This window comes from Pauljensenia sp. UMB0895, from assembly GCF_030218905.1.
Taxonomy (GTDB): Bacteria; Actinomycetota; Actinomycetes; order Actinomycetales; family Actinomycetaceae; genus Pauljensenia; species Pauljensenia turicensis_A.
The window spans coordinates 1-20,819 of record NZ_JASOQR010000013.1 but is presented as its reverse complement, the minus strand read 5'-3'; the positions used below and the strand labels follow the sequence as shown (position 1 = coordinate 20,819).

The window sequence follows — 20,819 nt, the reverse complement described above, 5'->3', positions numbered from 1 at the left end:
ACTCGAATTATGAGCGTCGAAAGTTAGTATTTTCCGCTCACATTTACCTCAGTGCGCTCCACGCTCGCCCAGGGTACGAGGCCGGGATCACCATCTAGTCGCGATCCTGTCAGTGCCCGGTGGCAGATAAACAAAAACACCCACGCCACAAAGCATGAGTGCAAATGGTACCCCCAGCCGGATTTGAACCGGCGTTAACGCCGTGAGAGGGCGTCGTCCTAGGCCGCTAGACGATGGGGGCGCTGAAATTCTCATGGTGAAAACTTCAAGTTAAACCGAGCAAATCGGTTTGGTACCCCCAGCCGGATTTGAACCGGCGTTAACGCCGTGAGAGGGCGTCGTCCTAGGCCGCTAGACGATGGGGGCCTATCGGAAAACATACGTTCCGATGGCTGGGGTACCAGGACTCGAACCTAGAATGGCTGAACCAGAATCAGCTGTGTTGCCAATTACACCATACCCCATTGGCAATCGCAGTCACCGCTGAGGTTTCTTGCGACGAAAAGAAAGATTAGTCGAGTGTGGCACTAATGCCAAATCGAGCGGGCATGTTTCGACTCACATTCTCCTGCCCCTCCCCGTTCATCAGGGAGATGGCGCATCGAAACAACGTCTTTCACGTTCAGCGATCCGCGATGAACCTCGCACATTCACGATGAAAACAAAGCGGAGAATCAGAGCGGAAGATGCCGAAAGCCACACTTGGCCTCCCCCAAACGCTTTCGTGCCAGCCGGTAGCAACCGATTGGCACGAAAGCGTTGAGGAAATCAGGCGAGCGTCGCGATGAAGCGATCAAGGCGAGCAAGGGTTTCTTCCTTGCCCAGGATTGCCATCGAGTCAACAACGGGCAGCGACACGTTCGAGCCGGTCATCGCCACGAAGAGCGGGCCGAATGCGAAGCGTGGCTTCACACCCATCTCTTCGACCAGCTTGGCATCGAGCGCGGGCTTGATTGCCTGAGCACTGAAGTCATCGAGTCCTGCAAGAACCTCACGTGCGGCGGCGAGCACGCCCGGAGCGGAATCTTTGAGCTTGGAAACAGCCTTTTCGTTGTACTCGAGGGCGCTTGCGCCGACGAACAGGAAGCGCATCAGTGGACCAGCCTCGCCGAGCGTCTGAATGCGGGTCTGCGCCAGCGGAGCAGCAGCGTCGAGGGTTGCCTTCTCGGTATCGGTGAGCTCGGAGTAGATTACGGCGCTCATGTAGCCTTCGCGTGCCAGGAACGGCACTAGGCGACGGGTGAAATCACAGGTGTCGAGGCGACGAATGTGCTCGGCGTTGGTGGCGACGGCCTTCTTCTGATCGAAGCGCGCCGGGTTCGGATTCACCTGAGCAATATCGAACGCTTCAACCATTTCGTCCATCGTGAAGATGTCACGGTCGGGTGCGATCGACCAGCCGAGGAGGGCGAGGTAGTTGTTCAGGCCCTCGGGAATCATGCCGGCTTCCTTGTGGAGTAGCAGGTTCGATTCGGGGTCGCGCTTGGAGAGCTTCTTGTTGCCCTCACCCATGACGTAAGGCAGGTGACCGAAGCGAGGCATGAACTTGGCGATGCCGAGTTCTTCGAGTGCGCGATAGAGAACAATCTGGCGCGGGGTGGAGGACAGCAGGTCTTCGCCACGCAGAACGTGCGTGATCTCCATCAGTGCATCGTCGACCGGGTTCACCAGCGTGTAGAGCGGGTGGCCATTGGCACGAACGATGACGTAGTCCGGAACCGAGCCTGCTTTGAAGGTGATTTCACCGCGGATAAGGTCGTTGAACGTGATGTCTTCGTCGGGCATGCGCATGCGCAGAACCGGCTTGCGGCCTTCAGCCTTGAATGCAGCGACCTGTTCTTCGGTGAGGTCACGGTCGAAGCCGTCGTAGCCAAGCTTCGGGTCTTCACCCTTTGCGCGGTGGCGTTCTTCGATTTCTTCGGGGGTGGAGTAGGACTCGTAGGCGAAACCATTTTCGAGGAGCTTTGCTGCGACATCAGCGTAGATGTCCATGCGCTCGGACTGGCGGTACGGGCCGTGAGGGCCACCCTTGTTGACGCCTTCGTCCCAGTCAAGGCCAAGCCATGCCAGGGAGTCGAGGATCTGGTCGAACGATTCCTGGGAATCGCGAGCAGCGTCGGTGTCTTCGATACGGAAGACGAAGGTACCGCCGGTGTGGCGCGCGTATGCCCAGTTGAACAGGCAGGTTCGGACCATTCCCACGTGGGGTGTACCGGTCGGTGAGGGGCAGAATCGAACGCGCACGTCGGCGCCGGAAGCAGTCGTTTCACTCATGATGCTTTTATCTTACTCGCCCCGGCGGGCAGTATTTTTCGTCGGGGCTAGGCTTGTTCCCAATACGTCATTTTCTCGGCAGGCATCAGAGGGTATCGATGCCTGCTTCGGCGACCCGATAAAGGAGCAATCGTGCCAATTCGTACCTTTACTGATGCTGAGCTTCATCGCGTGGGCTCGTTGAAATGGACGGGGATGACCCGCAAGGATGGCTCCCCCACGATCGGCGCGTGGGTTGCCGAGATGGATTTCGGTACTGCTCCCAGCGTCGCGAAGGCGATGACGGATTGCATCAATGATGGACTATTGGGCTACCAGCCGTCGTGGTTGGCACCGAAGCTTGCTGAAGCAACCGCCTCTTTCCAAAAGCGTCGTTTCGGCTGGGATCTGCGCCCAGACCAGGTTCGTCTCGTGACGTCCGTTCTCCCCGCATTGGAACTGACGATGACCAAGTTGATGCGCCCGGGTACGCCGGTGATCGTTCCGACGCCGGCTTATATGCCTTTCCTTTCAATGCCCACCGAGGCTGGCCACCCCGTTATCGAGGTTCCCTCCCTTCACGGCGATACTGCCGGTGGCAAGGGTTGGGCGCTCGATCTGGAGGGCATCAAAACAGGTCTTGAGGCTGGCGCGGGCCTCGTGATTCTCTGCAACCCGTGGAATCCGACCGGCCGTGTTTTTGACGAAGCTGAACTTCGTGCGCTCGGCGAGCTGGTCAGCCAGTATGACGCTCTCGTGTTCAGCGACGAGATCCATTCTCCCCTGGTCCTCGACGAGGTTCCTTTCCTCTCCTACGCTCGTCTTGATCCGCGTTTTGCCGCGCACACGGTGACGGCGACCGCCGCGTCGAAGGGGTGGAATATCGCGGGGCTTCCGTCCGCTCAAGTGATTCTTCCCGACGAGGCGCTTCGTGAGCGCTGGGATGAGCAGGGTCAAAAACTGCATGTCCACGCTTCGACGATCGGTACTGTTGGCACGATCGAAGCCTACGAGAATGGTGTCGAGTGGCTCGACGAAGTCCGCGACTATATTCGCTTGAACGTCGATGCACTCGAGGCTGCGATCGCACACTCCCCCATTGATTTCGTTCGCCCGCAGGGCACGTACTTGTCGTGGTTGGGATTCGCGGGCTTAGGCCTGAATCCTTCACCTGCGATCGCTCTGCGCGAGCAAGCCGGAATCGCAGTCAATGACGGTAAGACTCTGGGCGCCGACTACGCCGATTGGGCGCGCTTCAACCTGGCATGCTCGCACGAAACAATTGCGGAGATGATCGACCGCGTTCTCGCTTTGGTCGCGGGTGCACGTCTGGGCTGATTTTTTAACCGGCTGGCTTTCTGGCGATTGACAGGGCCAAGCACCTAAAAACAGACCTGTGGGGAGCAGTTCAATGAACTGCTCCCCACAGGTTTAACAGGTAAAAGGGGCGATACTATTCGGGGTCTCGAACCGTGTTGCGAAGGGTGCCGATGCCTTCGATGGTGACCTCAACGGTTTGACCGGGTTTCATTTCGCTGACCCCCTTGGGGGTTCCGGTGATGATGACATCGCCGGGCAATAGCGTGAAGATCGACGACACGTAGGAGAGAAGTTCCGCAACATTGTGGATCATGTTGGCGGTCGTATCGTCTTGGCGAACTTCGCCATCGACCGTGGTCGTGATCCGCAGGTTGTTGATATCCAAGTTCGGGTCAACGGTGATCCAGGGCCCCAGCGGGCAGGACGTGTCGAAGCCCTTTGCGCGAGTCCACTGCGAGTCGGCTCGCTGAATATCACGAGCGGTCACGTCGTTTGCAATGGTGTATCCAAGGATGACCTTGTCGACGTCCTCAACCGGAACATCCTTTGCCAGGGACTTAATAATGACTGCGAGCTCGCCTTCATGATGCAGTTCATCGCACCAGGACGGGCGAATGATCGGATCATCGGGGCCGATGACAGAGGTGTTCGGCTTCAAGAAGACGACCGGCATATCCGGGGCTTCGCCTCCCATTTCGCGCGCATGATCGGCGTAGTTCTTACCGATCGCAACGACCTTGGAACGCGGAATGACCGGAGAAAGCAAGCGAACTTCATCAAGCTCAACGATTCGCCCATCGGGCTCAACCGGATTGAACAGCGGGTCGCCCTTCAGGACAACGATTCGGGTTGAGCCATCTTCAAGGGCTCCATAACGTGGTGAGTCACCGTCAGAAAAACGCACGATCTTCATAGTCAAAGCCTAAACCGCGAGCGCCTTTTTGTCGGCACACGCTGGCAATGTTCAGGGCACCGTGTGGCCAGCAGAATATGCCACCGCGGAGGCAGGTTGTCCCCGAGGGCAAGTTTTGCGTGGCGCGTTGGCCCCGCCGACGTAGTCGGTGGAATCCACACAACACGCAATTGTCTGAACGTGAGGGGATTGCCTACAAAGCGGTGGCGATCTCGTCGATCTGAAGGTGAACAGTGTGGTAAAACGCCGGTGCCTCGGGCATGAGCCCGGAGCACCGGCGTTGAGTCAGGATGGCTTTCTGATGGGCTTCGTCAATACGAAGCCGTTTCAGCAAGCAACTTCGAAGGCGGACGGGAAGTCCAATCGCGCGGCATCAGGAGACTTTTTCCTCGGCCCAGGTGTCGGTCGGCAGATCGCCGGGAAGTAGCGGATTGTCCGTGCCGACGAAAACGGGGATCTCGACGCCGGCCTTGCGCTGAGCTTCGTAGTCGCGCAGGGCACCCAGGCCCCACTTCGAGAGCCAGAGCAGGGCGATCAGGTTGGTGACGGTCATGACGGCCATCGCAATATCGACGGCGTTCCAGACCAGGTCCAGCGAGACCAGCGCACCGAGGACAACGGACCCGACGGAGATAACGCGAACAGTCCAGGTTGCCCACTTCTTGCCGGTCACGAACGTCATGTTCGTTTCGGAGTAGACGTAGGCGGCGATGATCGACGAGTACGCGAGGACGAAGATGAGGACGGCCATCGGCATGATGGTCCATTGACCGAGCTCGTTCGCGACGGCCACGGAGGTCAGGTTTGCGGGACTGATACCCTCGGCTCCCCAGACATCCGGGCCTGCGATCAGGATGACGAACGCGGTGGCGGTACACACGATGACCGTATCGATGAAAACGCCGAGGGACTGAATGAGCCCCTGGGACACGGGGTGCGCAACAGTCGCGGTTGCAGCGGCGTTCGGGGCAGTGCCCTGGCCGGCTTCGTTCGAGAAGAGGCCTCGCTTCGTGCCGTTGATCAGGGCGGCGAGAATGCCACCACCGAGGCCACCAACGAGTGGCTGGGGCGCGAATGCGGAGGAGAAGATCTGGCCGAGGACGGCTCCGAACTGGCCGATGTTCATGATGACGATGATCGCGACCATGATGACGTAGATCGTGGCCATGATCGGGGCCATCCATTCGGTCACGCGGGCGACGGTGCGGATACCGCCGAAGATGACCATGGAGGAGAAGACGAACAGCAGGGCACCGATGATGATCTGTGCCCGGGTGAGTGAAGCGATGACGGGCTCAGAGCCGGCGTCACCAAGTGCAGAGAGCAGGGTTCCTGCGATGGCGTTCGACTGGACGGAGGTGATGACGAATGCGCAGGTGACAACGGTGATGACAGCGAAGACTGAGGCAAGTACCTTGTTCTTCATACCGAGCGAAATGTAGTACGCGGGACCGCCACGGAATGTGCCGTCAGCAACGCGGACTTTGAAGACCTGCGCGAGCGTTGCCTCGAAGAATGCGGTCGCCATCCCGACGAGGGCGACGATCCACATCCAGAAAATTGCGCCCGGACCACCCATCAGCAAAGCTGCTGCCACGCCGAACACGTTGCCGACGCCGACGCGGGCGGCGAGCGAAATCGTGAACGCCTGGAAGGACGAGATGCCGCCCTTCGCGCCTTGACGCGAGCCGGTGACAGCGCGAATCATCGACGGGAAATGCCTCAGTTGCACACCACGAGAAGCGATGGTCAGGAAAAGGCCGGTGCCAACGAGAACCCAGACTGTCACGTGTAACGTGAGCCAGTCTGCGACCGCCAGAATCTGATTTGCAAGGTCTTCCACGTCGCACTCCTTTCTTGTCCACCACTGTGGTGGGTTACGGCTAACGGGACGCGCTAAGCATGGCACATGATCTGCTTTCCCCGTTTTTCGATCCACAACGTGACCACTTGGGTGCACTTCCAGTTGGCGGTCGGGGTACGAGGCTCATCGTTGAACGCGTTTCCTTAAACAGGCAGTTATTCACAGGCTCACATCGCCTGTCCCTTCTATCCAAACATTTAATAACCAGCGTTTGGGGGCAGTCGTCTTTCTGGGACAATGGGACCATGACAGCGAGCTTGAATGAACTTCTGGACCAGTTGGAAGACGATGGCCTGTTGAAGGATCCTGATGCGCTCTACGAAGCGTTTACTTCGTGGGCGGCCTCAACGGGCAGGCCACTGTATCCGCATCAGGAAGAGTCGTTCCTTGAGCTCCTCGACGGGAAGCACATTATTGCTGCAACCCCAACTGGGTCGGGCAAGTCGATGATCGCGTTGGCCGCGCACTTCGTGTCGATGGCGAATGGTGGGCGCTCGTATTACACAGCACCTCTGAAGGCTCTTGTTTCAGAGAAGTTCTTCGATCTGGTCGCACTTTTTGGTGCGCAGAACGTTGGCATGGTGACGGGCGACGTGTCCCTCAATCCTCTGGCGCCGATTATCTGCTGCACGGCTGAAATCTTGGCGAATCAGTCTCTGCGTGAAGGCCCATCCTTGGATGCGGACATGATCGTGATGGATGAGTTCCACTATTACGGGGATCCGCAGCGAGGATCAGCATGGCAGATTCCCCTGCTGGAGCTCACGAAACCTCAGTTTGTCGCGATGTCTGCGACACTTGGTGACACCGCGTTCTTCCGTCGTACGTGGCAGGAACGCACCGGACGCGAGGTCGCGTTGATTGATAATGCGAAGCGCCCGGTTCCTCTTGAATTTGAATATGTTGTCGATCGTTTGGATGACACGGTCGAGCGCCTGTTCAACGAGGGCCGCTGGCCGGTCTACATCGTGCATTTTTCTCAGAAAGATGCCGTTTCAACTGCGCAATCATTTAATAAGCGCACGTTGATCAGCGATGACCAAAAGAAGAAGATCAACGCCGAGCTTGCAACCGTGAGCTTTGCGAAGGGATTCGGTCAGACTCTGCGGTCTCTACTCACCCAGGGAATTGGTGTTCACCATGCCGGTATGCTCCCCCGCTATCGCCGACTGGTTGAACGCCTCACACAGCAGGGCTTGCTCCCCATCGTGTGCGGAACTGACACTCTTGGTGTTGGCATCAACGTGCCCATTCGCACGGTGTTGTTGACGTCATTGGTGAAGTTCGATGGCAACAAGATGCGTCACCTATCAGCACGTGAATTCCATCAAATTGCTGGTCGTGCAGGTCGCGCTGGCTTCGACACCGTCGGCTATGTGCGTGTTCTTGCTCCTGAGCATGAGATTGAGGCTGCCCGCGAGCGCGCGAAGCTCAGTGCGGCCCAGGAAGCGGCTCGCGACGTGCGTGAGTTGAAGCGCACCCAGAAGAAGCATGCGAAGAAGAGTAAGGGCCCTGGCGACGGAACGATCTCGTGGACAAAGGCGACGTTCACGCGTTTGACGCAAGAGCAGCCCGAACAGTTGCGTTCACAGTTCTCAATGACGCACTCGATGGTCTTGAATGTTCTTGCCGGAGCGGAAGTTGCAGGGCGTGATCCTGGAGCCCATTTGGTGGAGCTGGCCGTGGGCAACGATGACCGTTCCCAGGACTCGAACCCACATCTTCGCCGCTTGGGCGACATCTACTCCTCGTTGTTGCAGGCGGGCGTAGTCGAGCACGTCTCTACCGCTCAAGCGTTGAAGGAACATCGTCCCAGGCTCCGTGCGGCAACTGATTTGCCCGATGATTTTGCATTGAATCAGCCCCTGTCGCCGTTTGCACTTGCTGCGATTGAACTCTTGGATCCTGACTCGCCGTCATATGCGCTTGATGTTCTGTCCGTTGTGGAATCGGTTCTCGATGATCCTCGTCCACTGCTCTTTGCCCAGCGTTCTGTAGCCAAGGGTGAGGCCGTCGCCGCGATGAAGGCCGAGGGCATGGAGTATGACGAACGTATGGAAGCATTGGAATCGGTAACGTGGCCGATGCCGTTGGCTCATCTGTTGGAGTCGGCGTTCGCAACCTATGTGAAGGCGAATCCTTGGATCGGGAATCTTGAGATTTCTCCAAAGTCAGTTGTCCGTGAGATGGTTGAGAACGCGATGACATTCACGGAGCTTGTTTCCCGTTACGACGTGGGACGTTCCGAGGGCGTGCTGTTGCGTTATTTGACGGATGCATATCGTGGCATGAAGCAGATTATTCCCGATGATGCGATGACGGACGAGGTCGAGGCGATCATCGATTGGCTGGCTTGCCTGATTCGTGCGGTTGACTCCTCCTTGTTGGACGAGTGGGAGGCATTGGCTGAAGGCAAGGCCTCGAATTCTGCTACACAGACGGTTGGAAACGAGGTTGCGTTCGGCGCTGACGAGGACGGAACGATCGCGTTTACGACGAACAAGCATGCATTCCGTACGGCAGTGCGTAAGGCGATGTTCCATCGTGTAGAACTGATGAGCCGCGACGCGGTTGAGGCTCTGGCGCGCGAGGACGCCGATTCCGGGTGGGATGAAGAACGTTGGGATCACGTGTTGGAGCGCTACTGGGCAGAGTATGACTGGATCGGGATCGATCAGGAAGCCCGGTCGGCCTCATTGTGCGAATTGAATGAGCACCCTTCCCCCGCAGATCTTGAGGTTGCTGGCGCCGAGGCGGACGGTGACCACACGTATTGGTTGGCGACTCAGACACTGCTTGATCCGAATGGCGATGGCGACTGGCACCTCGTCGCCCTGATCGACCTTGTTGAATCCGATCGCCAAGACGGAGTCGCGCTGACCCTACTGTCCGTAGGCCCGCACTAAGAAGTTCACCGGCAAGCTCAAGAGCCTCGATGCGATTCACCTTGCAACAGCTTCGATCCTGACAAGTCCCAATACTCAGATCACTTTCTGCACGAATGATCTGAAGCTTGCTCGGGCAGCAGAAAAGAGAGAGTTTCCTATCGCAAGCCTGCTTCAGGGTTTTCATCTCTAACGGCTCAGCAGACGCCGGGCCTGTATTCACCTAGTCGATCGCAGTCAGCGGAACACATTCGGCGCCTGACACATCGATAAAGTCCAGCGGGCTCAACTCCACCGAATAGCCGCGCCTACCACCTGACACGATCATCGTGTCATGGTCCAAACAGGACTCATCAACAAATAAACGGTGCGAAGTCGTCTGTCCCAGCGGAGAAATCCCGCCCACCACGTATCCCGTACGACGCTGCGCGACAGCAGGATCCGCCATCTCAGCGTTCTTCGCACCCGCAGCCTTCGCGATCAGCTTCATCGACAGATGATGAAGAACCGGGATAATCCCGACAACGAACTCGCCGGTATTCAGTTTAACCATCAGCGTTTTAAATGCAGTCGCCGGATTAACACCGAGCTTCTCAACCGTTTCACCACCATACGTGCGAGCTTCGGGCGAATGCTCGTATTCGTGCAAGGTGAAGAAAATCCCGGCCTTATTCAATGCTTCAATCGCACGAGTCGGACCTGACGGCGAACTCACATTCGCTTTCTTTTTCCCCACTTGGATGCACCTGCTCAGATGATTACTGCGCGCGGATCAGAAACCACGGTCTTTCCGAACGGGAAGCACGTCACCGGAATCATCTTCAGATTCGCAAGCGCCACCGGAATACCGACGATCGTTACGGCTTGCGCAGCAGCTGTTGCTACGTGCCCCATTGCGAGCCAGAGTCCAGCGATCAGGAACCAGACGACGTTCATCAGAGTCGACCCCGCGCCCGCATGTGGCAGAGGCACAACACTACGTCCGAACGGCCAGAGCACGTACTGTGCGATACGGAAGCACGCCAGGCCAGCCGGGATCGTCACAATGAAAACGCACGCGATGATGCCGGCCAGCAGGTATCCCAGCCAAAGCCAGATGCCACCGAAGAGTAGCCAAATGATGTTGAGCAGCGTGCGCACGAAGTCTCCTTGAAGTCGTTGGTGAAGCTGCATCAATTATCTCGCATGCGCGTTGGGCGCGCTCTTCGAAAGCCAGTTGTTCAGAGCAAGTCAGGGATTATTCAGGGGGTACGAGGCCGGACTGCCGTACGATTCACCTATGAACATTCAGGCGGGAATTCAGCACGCGTTGGAACGGATTGAGGTTGCGCGCACCCACTATGGGGCATCGCAAAAAGTTGCGCTCGAGCTTGCCGTGAAGACGCGATCCGCCGAGGAATGCGCGCAAGCGGCACGGCTGTTGAAAGACCTTGGGCAGCCGATCTTGCTTGGCCACAATCGCGTTCAGGAAGCCCGAGATACCGTCGATGCTATCCGTAGCGTCGACGGCTCTCACGTGCACTTGATCGGACCACTGCAATCGAACAAGATCAATCAAGCGTTGGCGTGCGTCGATCTGATTGAATCCCTCGATTCTGTAGCGCTCGCCGCGAAGATCGACCAGCGTCTTTCCACTTCCCTGCCGGTTTTCATCGAGGTCAACGTGTCCGGTGAAGACACGAAACACGGGTGCCAGCCGGCAGGCGTTGATTCTGTCGTTGAGGCAGTCGTGAGGTCAGAACACTTGAAGCTCAGTGGCTTCATGACAGTTGGGCTGAATTCCCCTGTCGAGGCTGATGTTCGCTCCGCGTACGCACTGCTTCGCGAGATCCGAGATCGAATCGAGGTCTCGTACGCGATGAGCAAGCTGGAACTGTCGATGGGAATGTCGAATGATCTTCACTGGGCGATCGCTGAAGGCGCAACAATCGTCCGCGTCGGCACCGCCGTTTTCGGGGCGCGTCACCTGGGCTAGGTGCAAAACTGGGACATGAGCATGACGCCTGTCTATCTCACCCTTGATCTGATTCGAGAAGTCGGCGGAGAACGGAGTTTCCTGCGAGGGATTGAGTACGTCTCTCAGCTCTCGATAATCACTGGCTCTTGACAACATCCTCGCGACTGAGACAAGCCGCGGGGAACAGCTCTGACCAATCACGGAATGCGGTGCACCCACTCGTAGGTCGCGAACTTCGTTTCGCACCGTTCCTTCGCACGCTGGATGTCGGCTTCAGTGATTTCACCGTCAGTAGCGTTGTACTTCGTCTTGAAATGGTCGTAGAAGGTGTCGAGGATCTGCTCGCGTGGCAGACCGATCTGGGAGCGCATCGGGTCAACACGCTTGACAGCGCTACGGGTTCCTTTGTCGCGGATCTTTTCCATGCCGATGCGCAGAACCTCGTTCATCTTCACTGCGTCGATGTCGTAGGCCATTGTCACGTGGTGAACCATGTAGCCGTTTGACCAGCGCTTTTGTGCTGCACCGCCGATCTTGCCCGCTTCGGACGCAATGTCATTCAGCGGAATGTACTTCGCCTTCACGCCTAGCTTTGCCAGGACTTCCATGACCCACTGGTCCAGGAAAGGGTATGACTGTTCGAAACTCATTCCTTCAACCAGAGCGGTCGGAATGACCAGCGAGTACGTGACGCAGTTGCCGGGCTCCATGAACATAGCGCCGCCGCCGGTGACGCGACGGGACACGGTAATGCCGTAGCGTTCGACGCCATCCTGCTGGATCTCGTTCTGGTAGGACTGGAAGGAACCGATGACAACCTGCGGGCCGTTCCATTCCCAGAGTCGCATGAACGGCTTACGGCGACCAGCCGCAACATCTTCGACCAGTGTCTCGTCCATGGCAACGTTAATCATCGGGTCGACAACGGGACCGTGAATGACCTCGAAATCGATGTCATCCCAAGAGAGCGCATGTCCCAGAGCACGACGAACGGCCACGCCAACAGCGGCGGGCGTAACACCCATGAGAACATCATCAGGATCCAGGCCAACTTCAACGCGCGATGCGATCTCAACACCCGACAGTGATGCGGGGGCACCTTCAAGCGCGCCCGTCATACGCAGTAGCGCATCATCGGGGTCAAGGAAGAAGTCGCCAGAGAGGCGCACATTCACTATCGAGTCGTTTTCCACGTCGCAGTCAACAACGACGAGCTTGCCACCGGGAACTTTGTACTCTCCATGCATGCCTTAATTGTCCTCCGCCACGCCCCGCAATGCGAATCGTGCCAGCGTTTTCAGCTGAAGTTCACTCACGCAACAGTGGCGCCACGCCCGAATGCAACAGCCCCCACATGTAGGCGTCGAAGAGCGCTTCCCACGAGGCCTCGATAATATCCGTACCGATACCAACGGTCGACCAGGAGCGATGTCCGTCAGTGGTTTCAATCAGAACGCGAATCGTGGAGTCGGTGCCCGCACGATCCTCGTCCAAAATACGCACCTTGAAGTCAGAGAGCTTGAAGCTCGCGCACACCGGATAGTCGCGAGTCAACACGTGACGGAGTGCCCGGTCGAGAGCATTCACAGGGCCGTTTCCTTCGGCCGTTCGAATGTGACGGCGTTCCGTGTGAATCTTGACGGTTGCTTCCGATTCGGCGAAGGGATCGCCCTTGACTTCAGCGATTTCCTGAGTCGTCACCTTCCAGGACTCGACGCGGACGAAGCGTGGCATCTGCCCAAGTTCGCCCAGCGCCAGCAGTTCGAAAGAAGCGTCGGCAGCATCGTAGGTGTAGCCGGCAGCTTCGCGTTCTTTCACCTTTGCCGCCAGCACGCCCGCGGCATTCGGAAGAGCAGTCAGGTCGATGCCGAGTTCCTCAGCCTTCAGCTCGATTGAGGACTTTCCAGCCATTTCGGATACCAGCATCCGCATGCCGTTCCCTACCAGGGCGGGATCGATGTGCTGGTACAGATCGGGATCGACGCGGATCGCGGATGCGTGCAGGCCAGCCTTGTGTGCGAATGCCGAGGTTCCAACGTAGGGGTCGCGCGCGAACGGCGTGATGTTCACGAGCTCCGCAATGCGGTGGGACACGGAGTCCAGCGACGAGAGCGCATCGTCCGGGATCACATCAAAACCACACTTGATCTGCAGGTTCGCCGCACACGTTAGCAGGTTCGCATTACCGGTGCGTTCACCGTAGCCGTTGACTGTACCCTGGACCTGACGCGCCCCCGCTTCCACGGCAGCAATGGTGTTCGCTACCGCGCACCCGGTGTCGTTGTGAGCGTGAATGCCGAGCACCGTTAAACCGCACCCGACCTCATCCAAAGCTTGACGCGAACGCGCTGTCAGCGCACCGATAGTCGACGGCAGGTTTCCACCGTTCGTGTCGCACGGAATAACTGCGACGGCTCCAGCGCGCGCGGCCTCGAGCATCACTTCAATTCCATATGAAGGATCGAATGCGAGCCCGTCGAAGTAGTGCTCCAGATCGACCATGACGTCGATACCTTCGCCCGTCAGGTATTCGACGGTGTCACGCACCATGCGCAGGTTTTCTTCGAGCGTTGTTCGTAGCGCACGCGTCACATGGCGAGGATCCGACTTCGCAACCAGCGTGACGACCGATGCGCCTGATTCAGCAAGCCCAGCAACCTGGCGATCCTCGGATGCCCGAACGCCGGCTTTCGTGGTGGCACCAAAGGCTGTAAGGCGCGCGTGATGCAACTGTATGCCGCGAGCACGCTGGAAGAACTGCGTATCTTTCGGAATCGCGCCCGGCCATCCGCCTTCGATGTAGTCGACGCCCAGCTCGTCCACAATGGGCAGTGCTGCGAGCTTGTCAGCGACGGACAGGGAAATGCCCTCCTGTTGGGCTCCGTCGCGCAAGGTCGTGTCGTACAGGGCAACGTGTTCGCTCATTGCCAGCTCCCTCGAGTTCAGCGCGTGTGCGCTTTGGTCTGGTCAGGTCGTGTTGGGCTGACCGTTCAGATATGGGTGGGGGACCTCATCACAATCGACGAGGCCGCGACCACTGATTCAACGTTCAACGGAGGACGCGCGAGACGTCGCGCGCTGCGCCCTTCGATGCGCTCATTGCCGTTGCGGCGTAGAGCTGCAGTGCGGGTGAGACAACGCGGTCACGGTTCAGCGGAGTCCACGGGTGTTCGCGTGCTTCCTGAGCGGCGCGACGGCGTTCGATTTCCTCTTCGGGGACATCGAGCTGCAGAAGACCCTCGTTCACGTCGATGATGATCGGATCACCGTCTTCGATCAGGCCGATCAGACCACCGTCAGCAGCCTCAGGCGAAATGTGTCCAACGGAGATGCCAGACGTGCCGCCGGAGAAACGACCGTCGGTGATGAGGGCGCAGGCTTTACCGAGGCCTCGTCCCTTGATAAAGGAGGTCGGGTAGAGCATTTCCTGCATGCCCGGCCCCCCTGCGGGCCCCTCGTAGCGAATGACAACAACGTCGCCAGCTTCGACGGTCTTGTCGAGGATCTTTTCGATGGCTTCGTCCTGGGATTCCATGACGCGCGCTCGGCCTTCGAAGTGGAAGAGAGACGGGTCAATACCGGCTGCCTTGATGATGGCGCCTTCGGGGGCAAGGTTGCCGAAGAGAACGGTCAGGCCACCGTTTGCGGTGTAGGCGTGCTCGATATCGCGGACGCAACCATTTTCCTGATCGAGGTCGAGTTCAGCCCACTTATTCGAGGTAGAGAACGGTTCGGTGGTGCGCACGTTTCCAGGCGCAGCCTTCCAAAGTTCGATCGCTTCGTCGGTGACGGTAGGCGACTTCGGATCCCATGCTCCCAGCCACTCGTCCAGCGACGGCGAGTGGATGGTGTGGACGGTGTGGGTGAGGAACCCACCACGGTCAAGTTCACCAAGAATGCGCGGAATACCGCCTGCTCGGTGGACATCTTCCATGTGGTAGTCGTTGTGGTTCGGTGCAACCTTGGACAGGCACGGGACAGTGCGTCCCAGTTCTGCGATGTCTTCGAGGTCGAAGTCAATTCCGCCTTCGTGCGCAACTGCCAGCAGGTGCAGGACGGTGTTCGAGGATCCTCCCATCGCCATATCCAGTGTCATCGCGTTGTGGAAGGCATCCTTGTTCGCGATGTTGCGAGGCAGGACGGAATCATCTTCCTCGTCGTAGTAGCGGTGGCAGAGGTCAACGATCATTTCGCCTGCGCGCACGAACAGGTCGCGGCGAGCAACCTGGGTGGCGAGGGTTGAACCGTTACCGGGCAACGACAGGCCAAGGGCCTCGGTCAGACAGTTCATCGAGTTCGCGGTGAACATGCCAGAGCAGGAACCACAGGTCGGGCAAGCAAGCTTCTCGATGGCGAGCAGCGCATCGTCGGAAACCTCGTCGTTCGCCGTCGCATTCATAACGGTGATGAGGTTGCCGTGGCCGGTCTTCGCGTCGCCAATGATCACGGACGGATCGATGTTCTTGCCAGCTTCCATTGGGCCGCCGGAGACGAAAACAACGGGGATGTTGAGGCGCATCGCAGCGATCAACATGCCGGGCGTGATCTTGTCACAGTTGGAGATGCAGACCATGGCGTCCGCACAGTGGGCATTCACCATGTATTCAACGGAGTCGGAGATGACCTCGCGGCTGGGGAGCGAGTAGAGCATGCCACCATGGCCCATCGCAATACCATCATCGACGGCAATCGTGTTCATTTCCTTGGCAACGCCGCCAGCTTCAACGATTGCGTCAGCGACAAGCTTGCCAACGTTACGAAGGTGGACGTGTCCAGGCACAAATTCGGTGAACGAGTTAACGACGGCAATAATCGGCTTCCCGAAGTCGCTATCTCTCATACCCGTCGCGCGCCAGAGCGCACGGGCACCAGCCATATTGCGGCCCTGCGTTGAAGTCGCGGAGCGAAGCTGCCTGCTCATGAGCGTCCTCCCAGTAATTAGGTAATGCGTTAAGCCTAAGAGGATTGGTTGACGCGCGTCCGACGAGGTCATTGAGTGAACAGACAGTTTGTCACATTCGCCTACCCAATGGACGCCTCGGCCTACGCCTCGTACCCAAACGTAATCTTTCACTCACGACGCGGTCGCTAGAAAGGATTACCGACGTGACTATCCGTACAACCCATGTGGGTTCACTCCCCCGCACACCCAAACTTGTCGACGCGAACTGGAAGCGCGCAAAGGGTGAGCTCTCCGACGCTGAGTTTGCTCTGATTCTTCAGGAAGAAGCAAACAAGGTTATTGCCAAGCAGGTTGAGCTCGGCATTTCGGTCGTTAACGATGGCGAGTACGGTCATGCGATGCTCGACACAGTCGACTACGGCGCATGGTGGACCTACTCCTTCTCCCGTTTCGGTGGTCTGACCGCTGAAGAGACCGCTCGTTTCGATGTGCGTCCTCCGGCAGGCCGCGAAGGTCGCATTTCATACTCTTCCTTCGCAGAGCGCCGAGACTGGCAACGTTTCCAAGACGCCTACTCCGATCCGGATTCCGGTATCCACATTGCGAATAAGAATCCCGTTGTCTTCCCGACGATCACATCGGAACTCACCTACATTGGCACCGACGCTGTCAACGCCGATATTGCCGGCACGAAAGCAGCCCTCGAAGCTGTTGGAAAGTCCGTGAAGGATGGCTTCATCGCCTCTATCTCCCCCGGCTCTGCCGCCCGCGTCGCCAACGCCTTCTATGAAGATGACGAGGCCGTCGTGTGGGCACTCGCTGATGTTCTTCGCGAGGAATACAAGCGCATCACCGACTCAGGCCTGACCGTTCAGATCGATGCTCCGGATATTGCCGAGGGCTGGGACCAGTTCGCTGTTGCCCCTTCACTCGAGGAGTACCGCGCTTTCCAGCAAGTCCGTATCGATGCTCTGAACCACGCACTTGCAGGTATCGATCCCGAGCTCATCCGTTTCCACGTCTGCTGGGGTTCCTGGCACGGCCCGCACACCACGGACATCCCGTTCAAGGACATCGTCGACCTCGCTCTTGCAGTGAACGCCAATGGCCTGACCTTCGAGGCAGCGAATGCGCGCCACGCTCACGAGTGGACAATCTGGAAGGACATCGAGCTTCCTGAAGGAAAGTACCTGATCCCGGGCGTTGTATCTCACTCCACAAACGTTGTCGAGCACCCCGAATTGGTTGCCCAGCGTATCCACCAGTTCACCGACATCGTCGGCAAGGAACGCGTTGTCGCATCGACCGACTGCGGCCTGGGTGGCCGCGTCTACCCGTCGATCGCATGGGCAAAGCTCGAATCACTGACTGAAGGTGCACGCCTGGCTGATCAGTGATCCAACTCCGCCCCTCACAAGGCTTTAGGGCTGTGGGACTCAGTCCCACAGCCCAGTCTTGTATATGGAGGCGGCCTCGTCGATAAAAATCAACGAGGCCCCTACGTTAAAAACGTGAAAGTCAAGCGAGACGGTAGAGCCAGTTGTACGGATCCGGACGGTGACCCATCTGGATACCGGTCAGCTCAGCGTGGATAGCCTTCGTCTTTTCACCAACGGGGAGCTCCACATCGAAGTCATCATTCGCAAGGCGAGTAATCGGCGTGATGACGGCGGCCGTGCCACACGCGAAGATCTCCGAAACAGCGCCGGAGCGGATGCCCGCAACCAGTTCGTCCAGAGCGATCTTTTCTTCACGAACCTCGGTTCCCTGCTCGCGCAACATACGGCAGATTGCAGAACGCGTACCACCCTCAAGGATGACACCGGACAGTTCGGGCGTACGGATCGTGCCGTCAGCCATGACGACGAACATGTTCATGCCACCGAGCTCTTCGAGATACTTTTCCTCGTAGGTGTCCAGGAAGCAGACCTGCGAGAAGCCCTTTTCAGCAGCGACTTCCTGCGGCATCAGGGACGCAGCGTAGTTGCCACCCGCCTTCGCGGCACCCGTGCCACCCGGGCCAGCGCGGTGATAGCCCTTCACGACCCAGATCGGAACACCGGTGAGGCCGGACTTGAAGTACGGGCCGGACGGCGAGCCGATCACGTAGTAGTCGACAACCTGGGCGGCGTGGACACCCACGAATGCCTCGGAGGCGAACATGAACGGGCGAAGGTAGAGGCTGGTGCCATCGCCTTCGGGAACCCACTTTGAATCCGCGCGAACGTAGTCAACCAGGGAAGCGACAAAGTCTTCGCGATCCATCTCGGGCAGAGCCAGACGACGAGCCGAGTGGTTGATGCGCGCCGCATTGAAAGTCGGGCGGAAGGTCCAGATCGACCCGTCATCGTGACGGTACGCCTTGATGCCTTCAAACACGGACTGCGAGTAGTGCAGAACCGCAGCACCCGGCGTGAGATCCAGCGGACCGTAAGGAATCACACCACGATCCGTCCAACCTTCACCCTTGATCCAGCGCATGTGGGCCATGTGATCGGTGAACTGACAGCCGAAGGTCAGATCATTCATCACCGCGTCGTATTCTGCCTGCGACGCAGGATTCGGGTTGACGGTAAGAGGGAAACGACCTGCAAGCTCGTCACCGGATCCAATCGGCTGAGCAGCCAAGGATTCCAGCTGAGTAGGCACATGCTCTTGGATCGCCATTATTTCTCCTCTTCGTAGGCGTTACGTCCAGGATATGTGTGGATACGACGATACTCGCCAAGGTTCCGTCATGTGAACCTAGGCGAGCATCAGTCGGTGAGAATACGCTCAGGCAAGTGCCACGCAGATCGCGTCTCCGATTTCGGAGGTGGAGCGAACCAGCGGAGCGCCTGCCTTATCGGCGGCAGCGCGGTCGGCCATGTCCTTTTCGATGGCGGCTTCCACCTTGGCTGCCAGTTCCGGCTTGCCAATATGGTCAAGCAGCAGTGCGACCGAGGAGATCGTTGCAGTCGGATCAGCCTTGCCCTGGCCTGCAATGTCGGGCGCAGAGCCGTGGACGGGCTCAAACATCGACGGGAATGCGCCGTCGGGGTTGATATTGCCCGATGCGGCCAGGCCGATGCCACCGGTGACTGCGCCCGCTTCGTCGGTGAGGATGTCGCCGAACAGGTTGTCGGTGACGATCACGTCAAAGCGTTGCGGGTCGGTGACCATGTAGATCGTGGCCGCGTCAACGTGGCAGTAGTCGACGGCGACGTCAGGGTATTCGGCTCCGACGGCTTCGACTGTGCGACGCCAGAGGTGTCCGGCGTTCACGAGGACATTGTGTTTGTGCACCAAAGTAAGTTTTTTACGAGGCCGAGCGTTGGCCTTTTCAAACGCGTAGCGTACAACGCGCTCAACACCGAAAGCAGTGTTGACTGAAACCTCGGTTGCGATCTCGTGCGGGGTGCCGACGCGGACGGCACCGCCGTTGCCACAGTAGAGGCCCTCCGTGCCTTCACGGACAACAACGAAGTCTGTGTTGTCGGGAATGCGTAGCGGCGAGGCAACGCCTTCGTAGTACTTCGAGGGACGAAGGTTCACGTAGTGATCGAGAGCGAAGCGGAGCTTCAGCAACAGACCGCGCTCAAGGACACCGGAGGGAACCGACGGGTCACCAACAGCACCCAGAAGGATGACGTCGTTTCCCCTGATTGCTTCAAGATCTTCGTCGGTCAGGGTGTCACCGGTGCGGTGCCAGCGGTCAGCGCCCAGATCGAACTGAGTCGTTTCAAGTTCCAGGTCGGAACCTTCAAGGACCTTGGTCAGAACCTTCAGGCCTTCGGGAACAACCTCTTTACCGATACCGTCGCCGGGAATCACGGCCAATTTGATCGTGCGCATACATCCAGTGTGCTGAGCTGCGTCTGTGTGCGCGGAAACGTCCGCCATGCGGATCCTTTCCCCGACGAGGCGGACATCCTCCTGCGCTATTCCTCCCCACGCGCTCCTTTCCTTTTCGATGCCGTCATTTCTCTTCTTCATTCCACACCTCACGCCCCAAGCGGGCAGCACGCCCTAGACAGGCTCCTATACACTGTTCCCATGCTTTCGTCTTTTCCTACGGCCAATTCTCCGTTCGATGCCCACGCGGAGCAGTGGGATTCTTCTCCCGTACGCGGGGAACGCGCACGCACCGTCGCCTCAGAAATAATGCGACGACTCCCTTCGGGAGGTCACTGGCTCGATATCGGTTCTGGGACGGGGCTGCTGGGGCTGGCTCTGTCCTCCCATGCCGATCACGTGAGTCTGGGTGATACGTCTCAGGGAATGTTGGAAGTTGCTCACCGCAACATTGCGGATGCCGGCCTGAATGATCGCATGGATGCCCTGTTCTGTGACGCGGAGCAGTGGGTCAGCGAAGTTCCCTCCCAGGAATATGACGTCATTGTGTCGCTGATGGCTCTGCATCATATGAAGGATCAGCGCTCGGTGATCCGTGCGCTTGTGGAGCGAGCGCGGCCGGGTGGCTGGGTTGCTCTGGCGGATATGGATGCGGACGACGGTTCCTACCATGCTGACGGAGATATTGTTCCGGCTCATCACGGCACCGAACGTGCTCTCGTTGAGCAGTTGCTCCACGAATGTGGCTGCCAGAATATCCTCGTCTCCACGGTGATGACGATTTCGAAGTCGGGGCGTGACTACCCGGTATTCCTTGCAACTGCGCAGGTAGCCCGACGCTAGCTCATTCCCCCCACTCGTATATGCATGTGGCGGCCAACTTGAGGGTG

The 20,819-nt window shown here is 58.3% G+C and carries 15 protein-coding genes and 3 tRNA genes; 5 read left to right on the top strand and 13 right to left on the bottom strand.

Translation table 11 applies throughout. From position 1 onward, the window contains the following. Window positions 1-165: 165 nt before the first annotated feature. From QP503_RS06265 to gltX, 4 genes are all read right to left on the bottom strand, one after another. Window positions 166-241, bottom strand: a tRNA-Glu gene (locus QP503_RS06265). Window positions 242-290: 49 nt separating this feature from the next. Continuing rightward, window positions 291-366 (bottom strand) — tRNA-Glu (locus QP503_RS06260). Between the two features lie 23 nt (window positions 367-389). Then, window positions 390-464: transfer RNA gene (locus QP503_RS06255), tRNA-Gln, on the bottom strand. A gap of 304 nt (window positions 465-768) precedes the next feature. After that, a complete protein-coding gene (gene gltX / locus QP503_RS06250) occupies window positions 769-2,274 on the bottom strand; it encodes a glutamate--tRNA ligase (protein ID WP_006681781.1) in 1,506 nt (501 codons plus the stop codon). 132 nt (window positions 2,275-2,406) lie between these two features. Between gltX and QP503_RS06245 the strand changes: the two genes are divergently transcribed. Beyond that, the gene (locus QP503_RS06245; RefSeq protein ID WP_103633515.1) at window positions 2,407-3,591 is read left to right on the top strand and encodes a MalY/PatB family protein; all 1,185 of its coding nucleotides are present in this window, start codon (window positions 2,407-2,409) and stop codon (window positions 3,589-3,591) included. A 115-nt stretch (window positions 3,592-3,706) separates the two neighbouring features. Here the strand turns inward: QP503_RS06245 and QP503_RS06240 are convergent, their stop codons facing one another. Continuing rightward, complete coding sequence (locus QP503_RS06240; RefSeq protein WP_285101420.1) at window positions 3,707-4,486, bottom strand: fumarylacetoacetate hydrolase family protein; 780 nt, start codon at window positions 4,484-4,486, stop codon at window positions 3,707-3,709. Window positions 4,487-4,859: 373 nt separating this feature from the next. Then, window positions 4,860-6,329: an alanine/glycine:cation symporter family protein gene (locus QP503_RS06235; protein WP_179370532.1), complete on the bottom strand. Its 1,470-nt coding sequence runs from the start codon at window positions 6,327-6,329 to the stop codon at window positions 4,860-4,862. A 266-nt stretch (window positions 6,330-6,595) separates the two neighbouring features. Here QP503_RS06235 and QP503_RS06230 point away from each other — a divergent pair, with 266 nt between their 5' ends. Next, window positions 6,596-9,256 (top strand): DEAD/DEAH box helicase, encoded by a 2,661-nt coding sequence (locus QP503_RS06230; protein WP_285101418.1) that lies wholly within the window; start codon window positions 6,596-6,598, stop codon window positions 9,254-9,256. 202 nt (window positions 9,257-9,458) lie between these two features. Here QP503_RS06230 and ybaK read toward each other — a convergent pair whose 3' ends face one another. Together ybaK and QP503_RS06220 are read right to left on the bottom strand one after the other, a co-directional pair. Beyond that, window positions 9,459-9,950, bottom strand: a complete 492-nt coding sequence (ybaK, locus tag QP503_RS06225) for a Cys-tRNA(Pro) deacylase (RefSeq protein WP_285084384.1) — start codon at window positions 9,948-9,950, stop codon at window positions 9,459-9,461. A 35-nt stretch (window positions 9,951-9,985) separates the two neighbouring features. Next, window positions 9,986-10,375, bottom strand: coding sequence for a YccF domain-containing protein (locus tag QP503_RS06220; protein ID WP_103633510.1), 390 nt, complete (start codon window positions 10,373-10,375; stop codon window positions 9,986-9,988). Window positions 10,376-10,514: 139 nt separating this feature from the next. Here QP503_RS06220 and QP503_RS06215 point away from each other — a divergent pair, with 139 nt between their 5' ends. Continuing rightward, window positions 10,515-11,210, top strand: coding sequence for a YggS family pyridoxal phosphate-dependent enzyme (locus QP503_RS06215; protein ID WP_103633509.1), 696 nt, complete (start codon window positions 10,515-10,517; stop codon window positions 11,208-11,210). A gap of 179 nt (window positions 11,211-11,389) precedes the next feature. On the opposite strand, the gene lplAB is transcribed toward QP503_RS06215, so the two are convergent. The 3 genes from lplAB to ilvD form a co-directional block, all read right to left on the bottom strand. Then, window positions 11,390-12,439, bottom strand: coding sequence for a lipoate-protein ligase LplAB (gene lplAB, locus QP503_RS06210; RefSeq protein ID WP_006681789.1), 1,050 nt, complete (start codon window positions 12,437-12,439; stop codon window positions 11,390-11,392). Window positions 12,440-12,500: 61 nt separating this feature from the next. After that, complete coding sequence (gene cimA, locus QP503_RS06205) at window positions 12,501-14,117, bottom strand: citramalate synthase (protein ID WP_006681790.1); 1,617 nt, start codon at window positions 14,115-14,117, stop codon at window positions 12,501-12,503. A gap of 124 nt (window positions 14,118-14,241) precedes the next feature. Then, window positions 14,242-16,113 carry a dihydroxy-acid dehydratase gene (gene ilvD, locus QP503_RS06200; RefSeq protein ID WP_103633507.1) on the bottom strand — a complete coding sequence of 624 codons (1,872 nt, stop codon included), beginning with the start codon at window positions 16,111-16,113 and terminating at the stop codon, window positions 14,242-14,244. A gap of 185 nt (window positions 16,114-16,298) precedes the next feature. Between ilvD and QP503_RS06195 the strand changes: the two genes are divergently transcribed. Beyond that, window positions 16,299-17,492 carry a cobalamin-independent methionine synthase II family protein gene (locus QP503_RS06195; protein WP_103633506.1) on the top strand — a complete coding sequence of 398 codons (1,194 nt, stop codon included), beginning with the start codon at window positions 16,299-16,301 and terminating at the stop codon, window positions 17,490-17,492. A 121-nt stretch (window positions 17,493-17,613) separates the two neighbouring features. Here QP503_RS06195 and QP503_RS06190 read toward each other — a convergent pair whose 3' ends face one another. Further along, entirely contained in the window at window positions 17,614-18,762 is a 1,149-nt protein-coding gene (locus tag QP503_RS06190; protein WP_103633505.1) for a branched-chain amino acid aminotransferase, read from the bottom strand. Window positions 18,763-18,870: 108 nt separating this feature from the next. Beyond that, entirely contained in the window at window positions 18,871-19,929 is a 1,059-nt protein-coding gene (locus QP503_RS06185; RefSeq protein WP_103633624.1) for a 3-isopropylmalate dehydrogenase, read from the bottom strand. Between the two features lie 201 nt (window positions 19,930-20,130). Here QP503_RS06185 and QP503_RS06180 point away from each other — a divergent pair, with 201 nt between their 5' ends. After that, window positions 20,131-20,772 carry a class I SAM-dependent DNA methyltransferase gene (locus QP503_RS06180; protein WP_103633504.1) on the top strand — a complete coding sequence of 214 codons (642 nt, stop codon included), beginning with the start codon at window positions 20,131-20,133 and terminating at the stop codon, window positions 20,770-20,772. Window positions 20,773-20,819 lie beyond the last annotated feature (47 nt).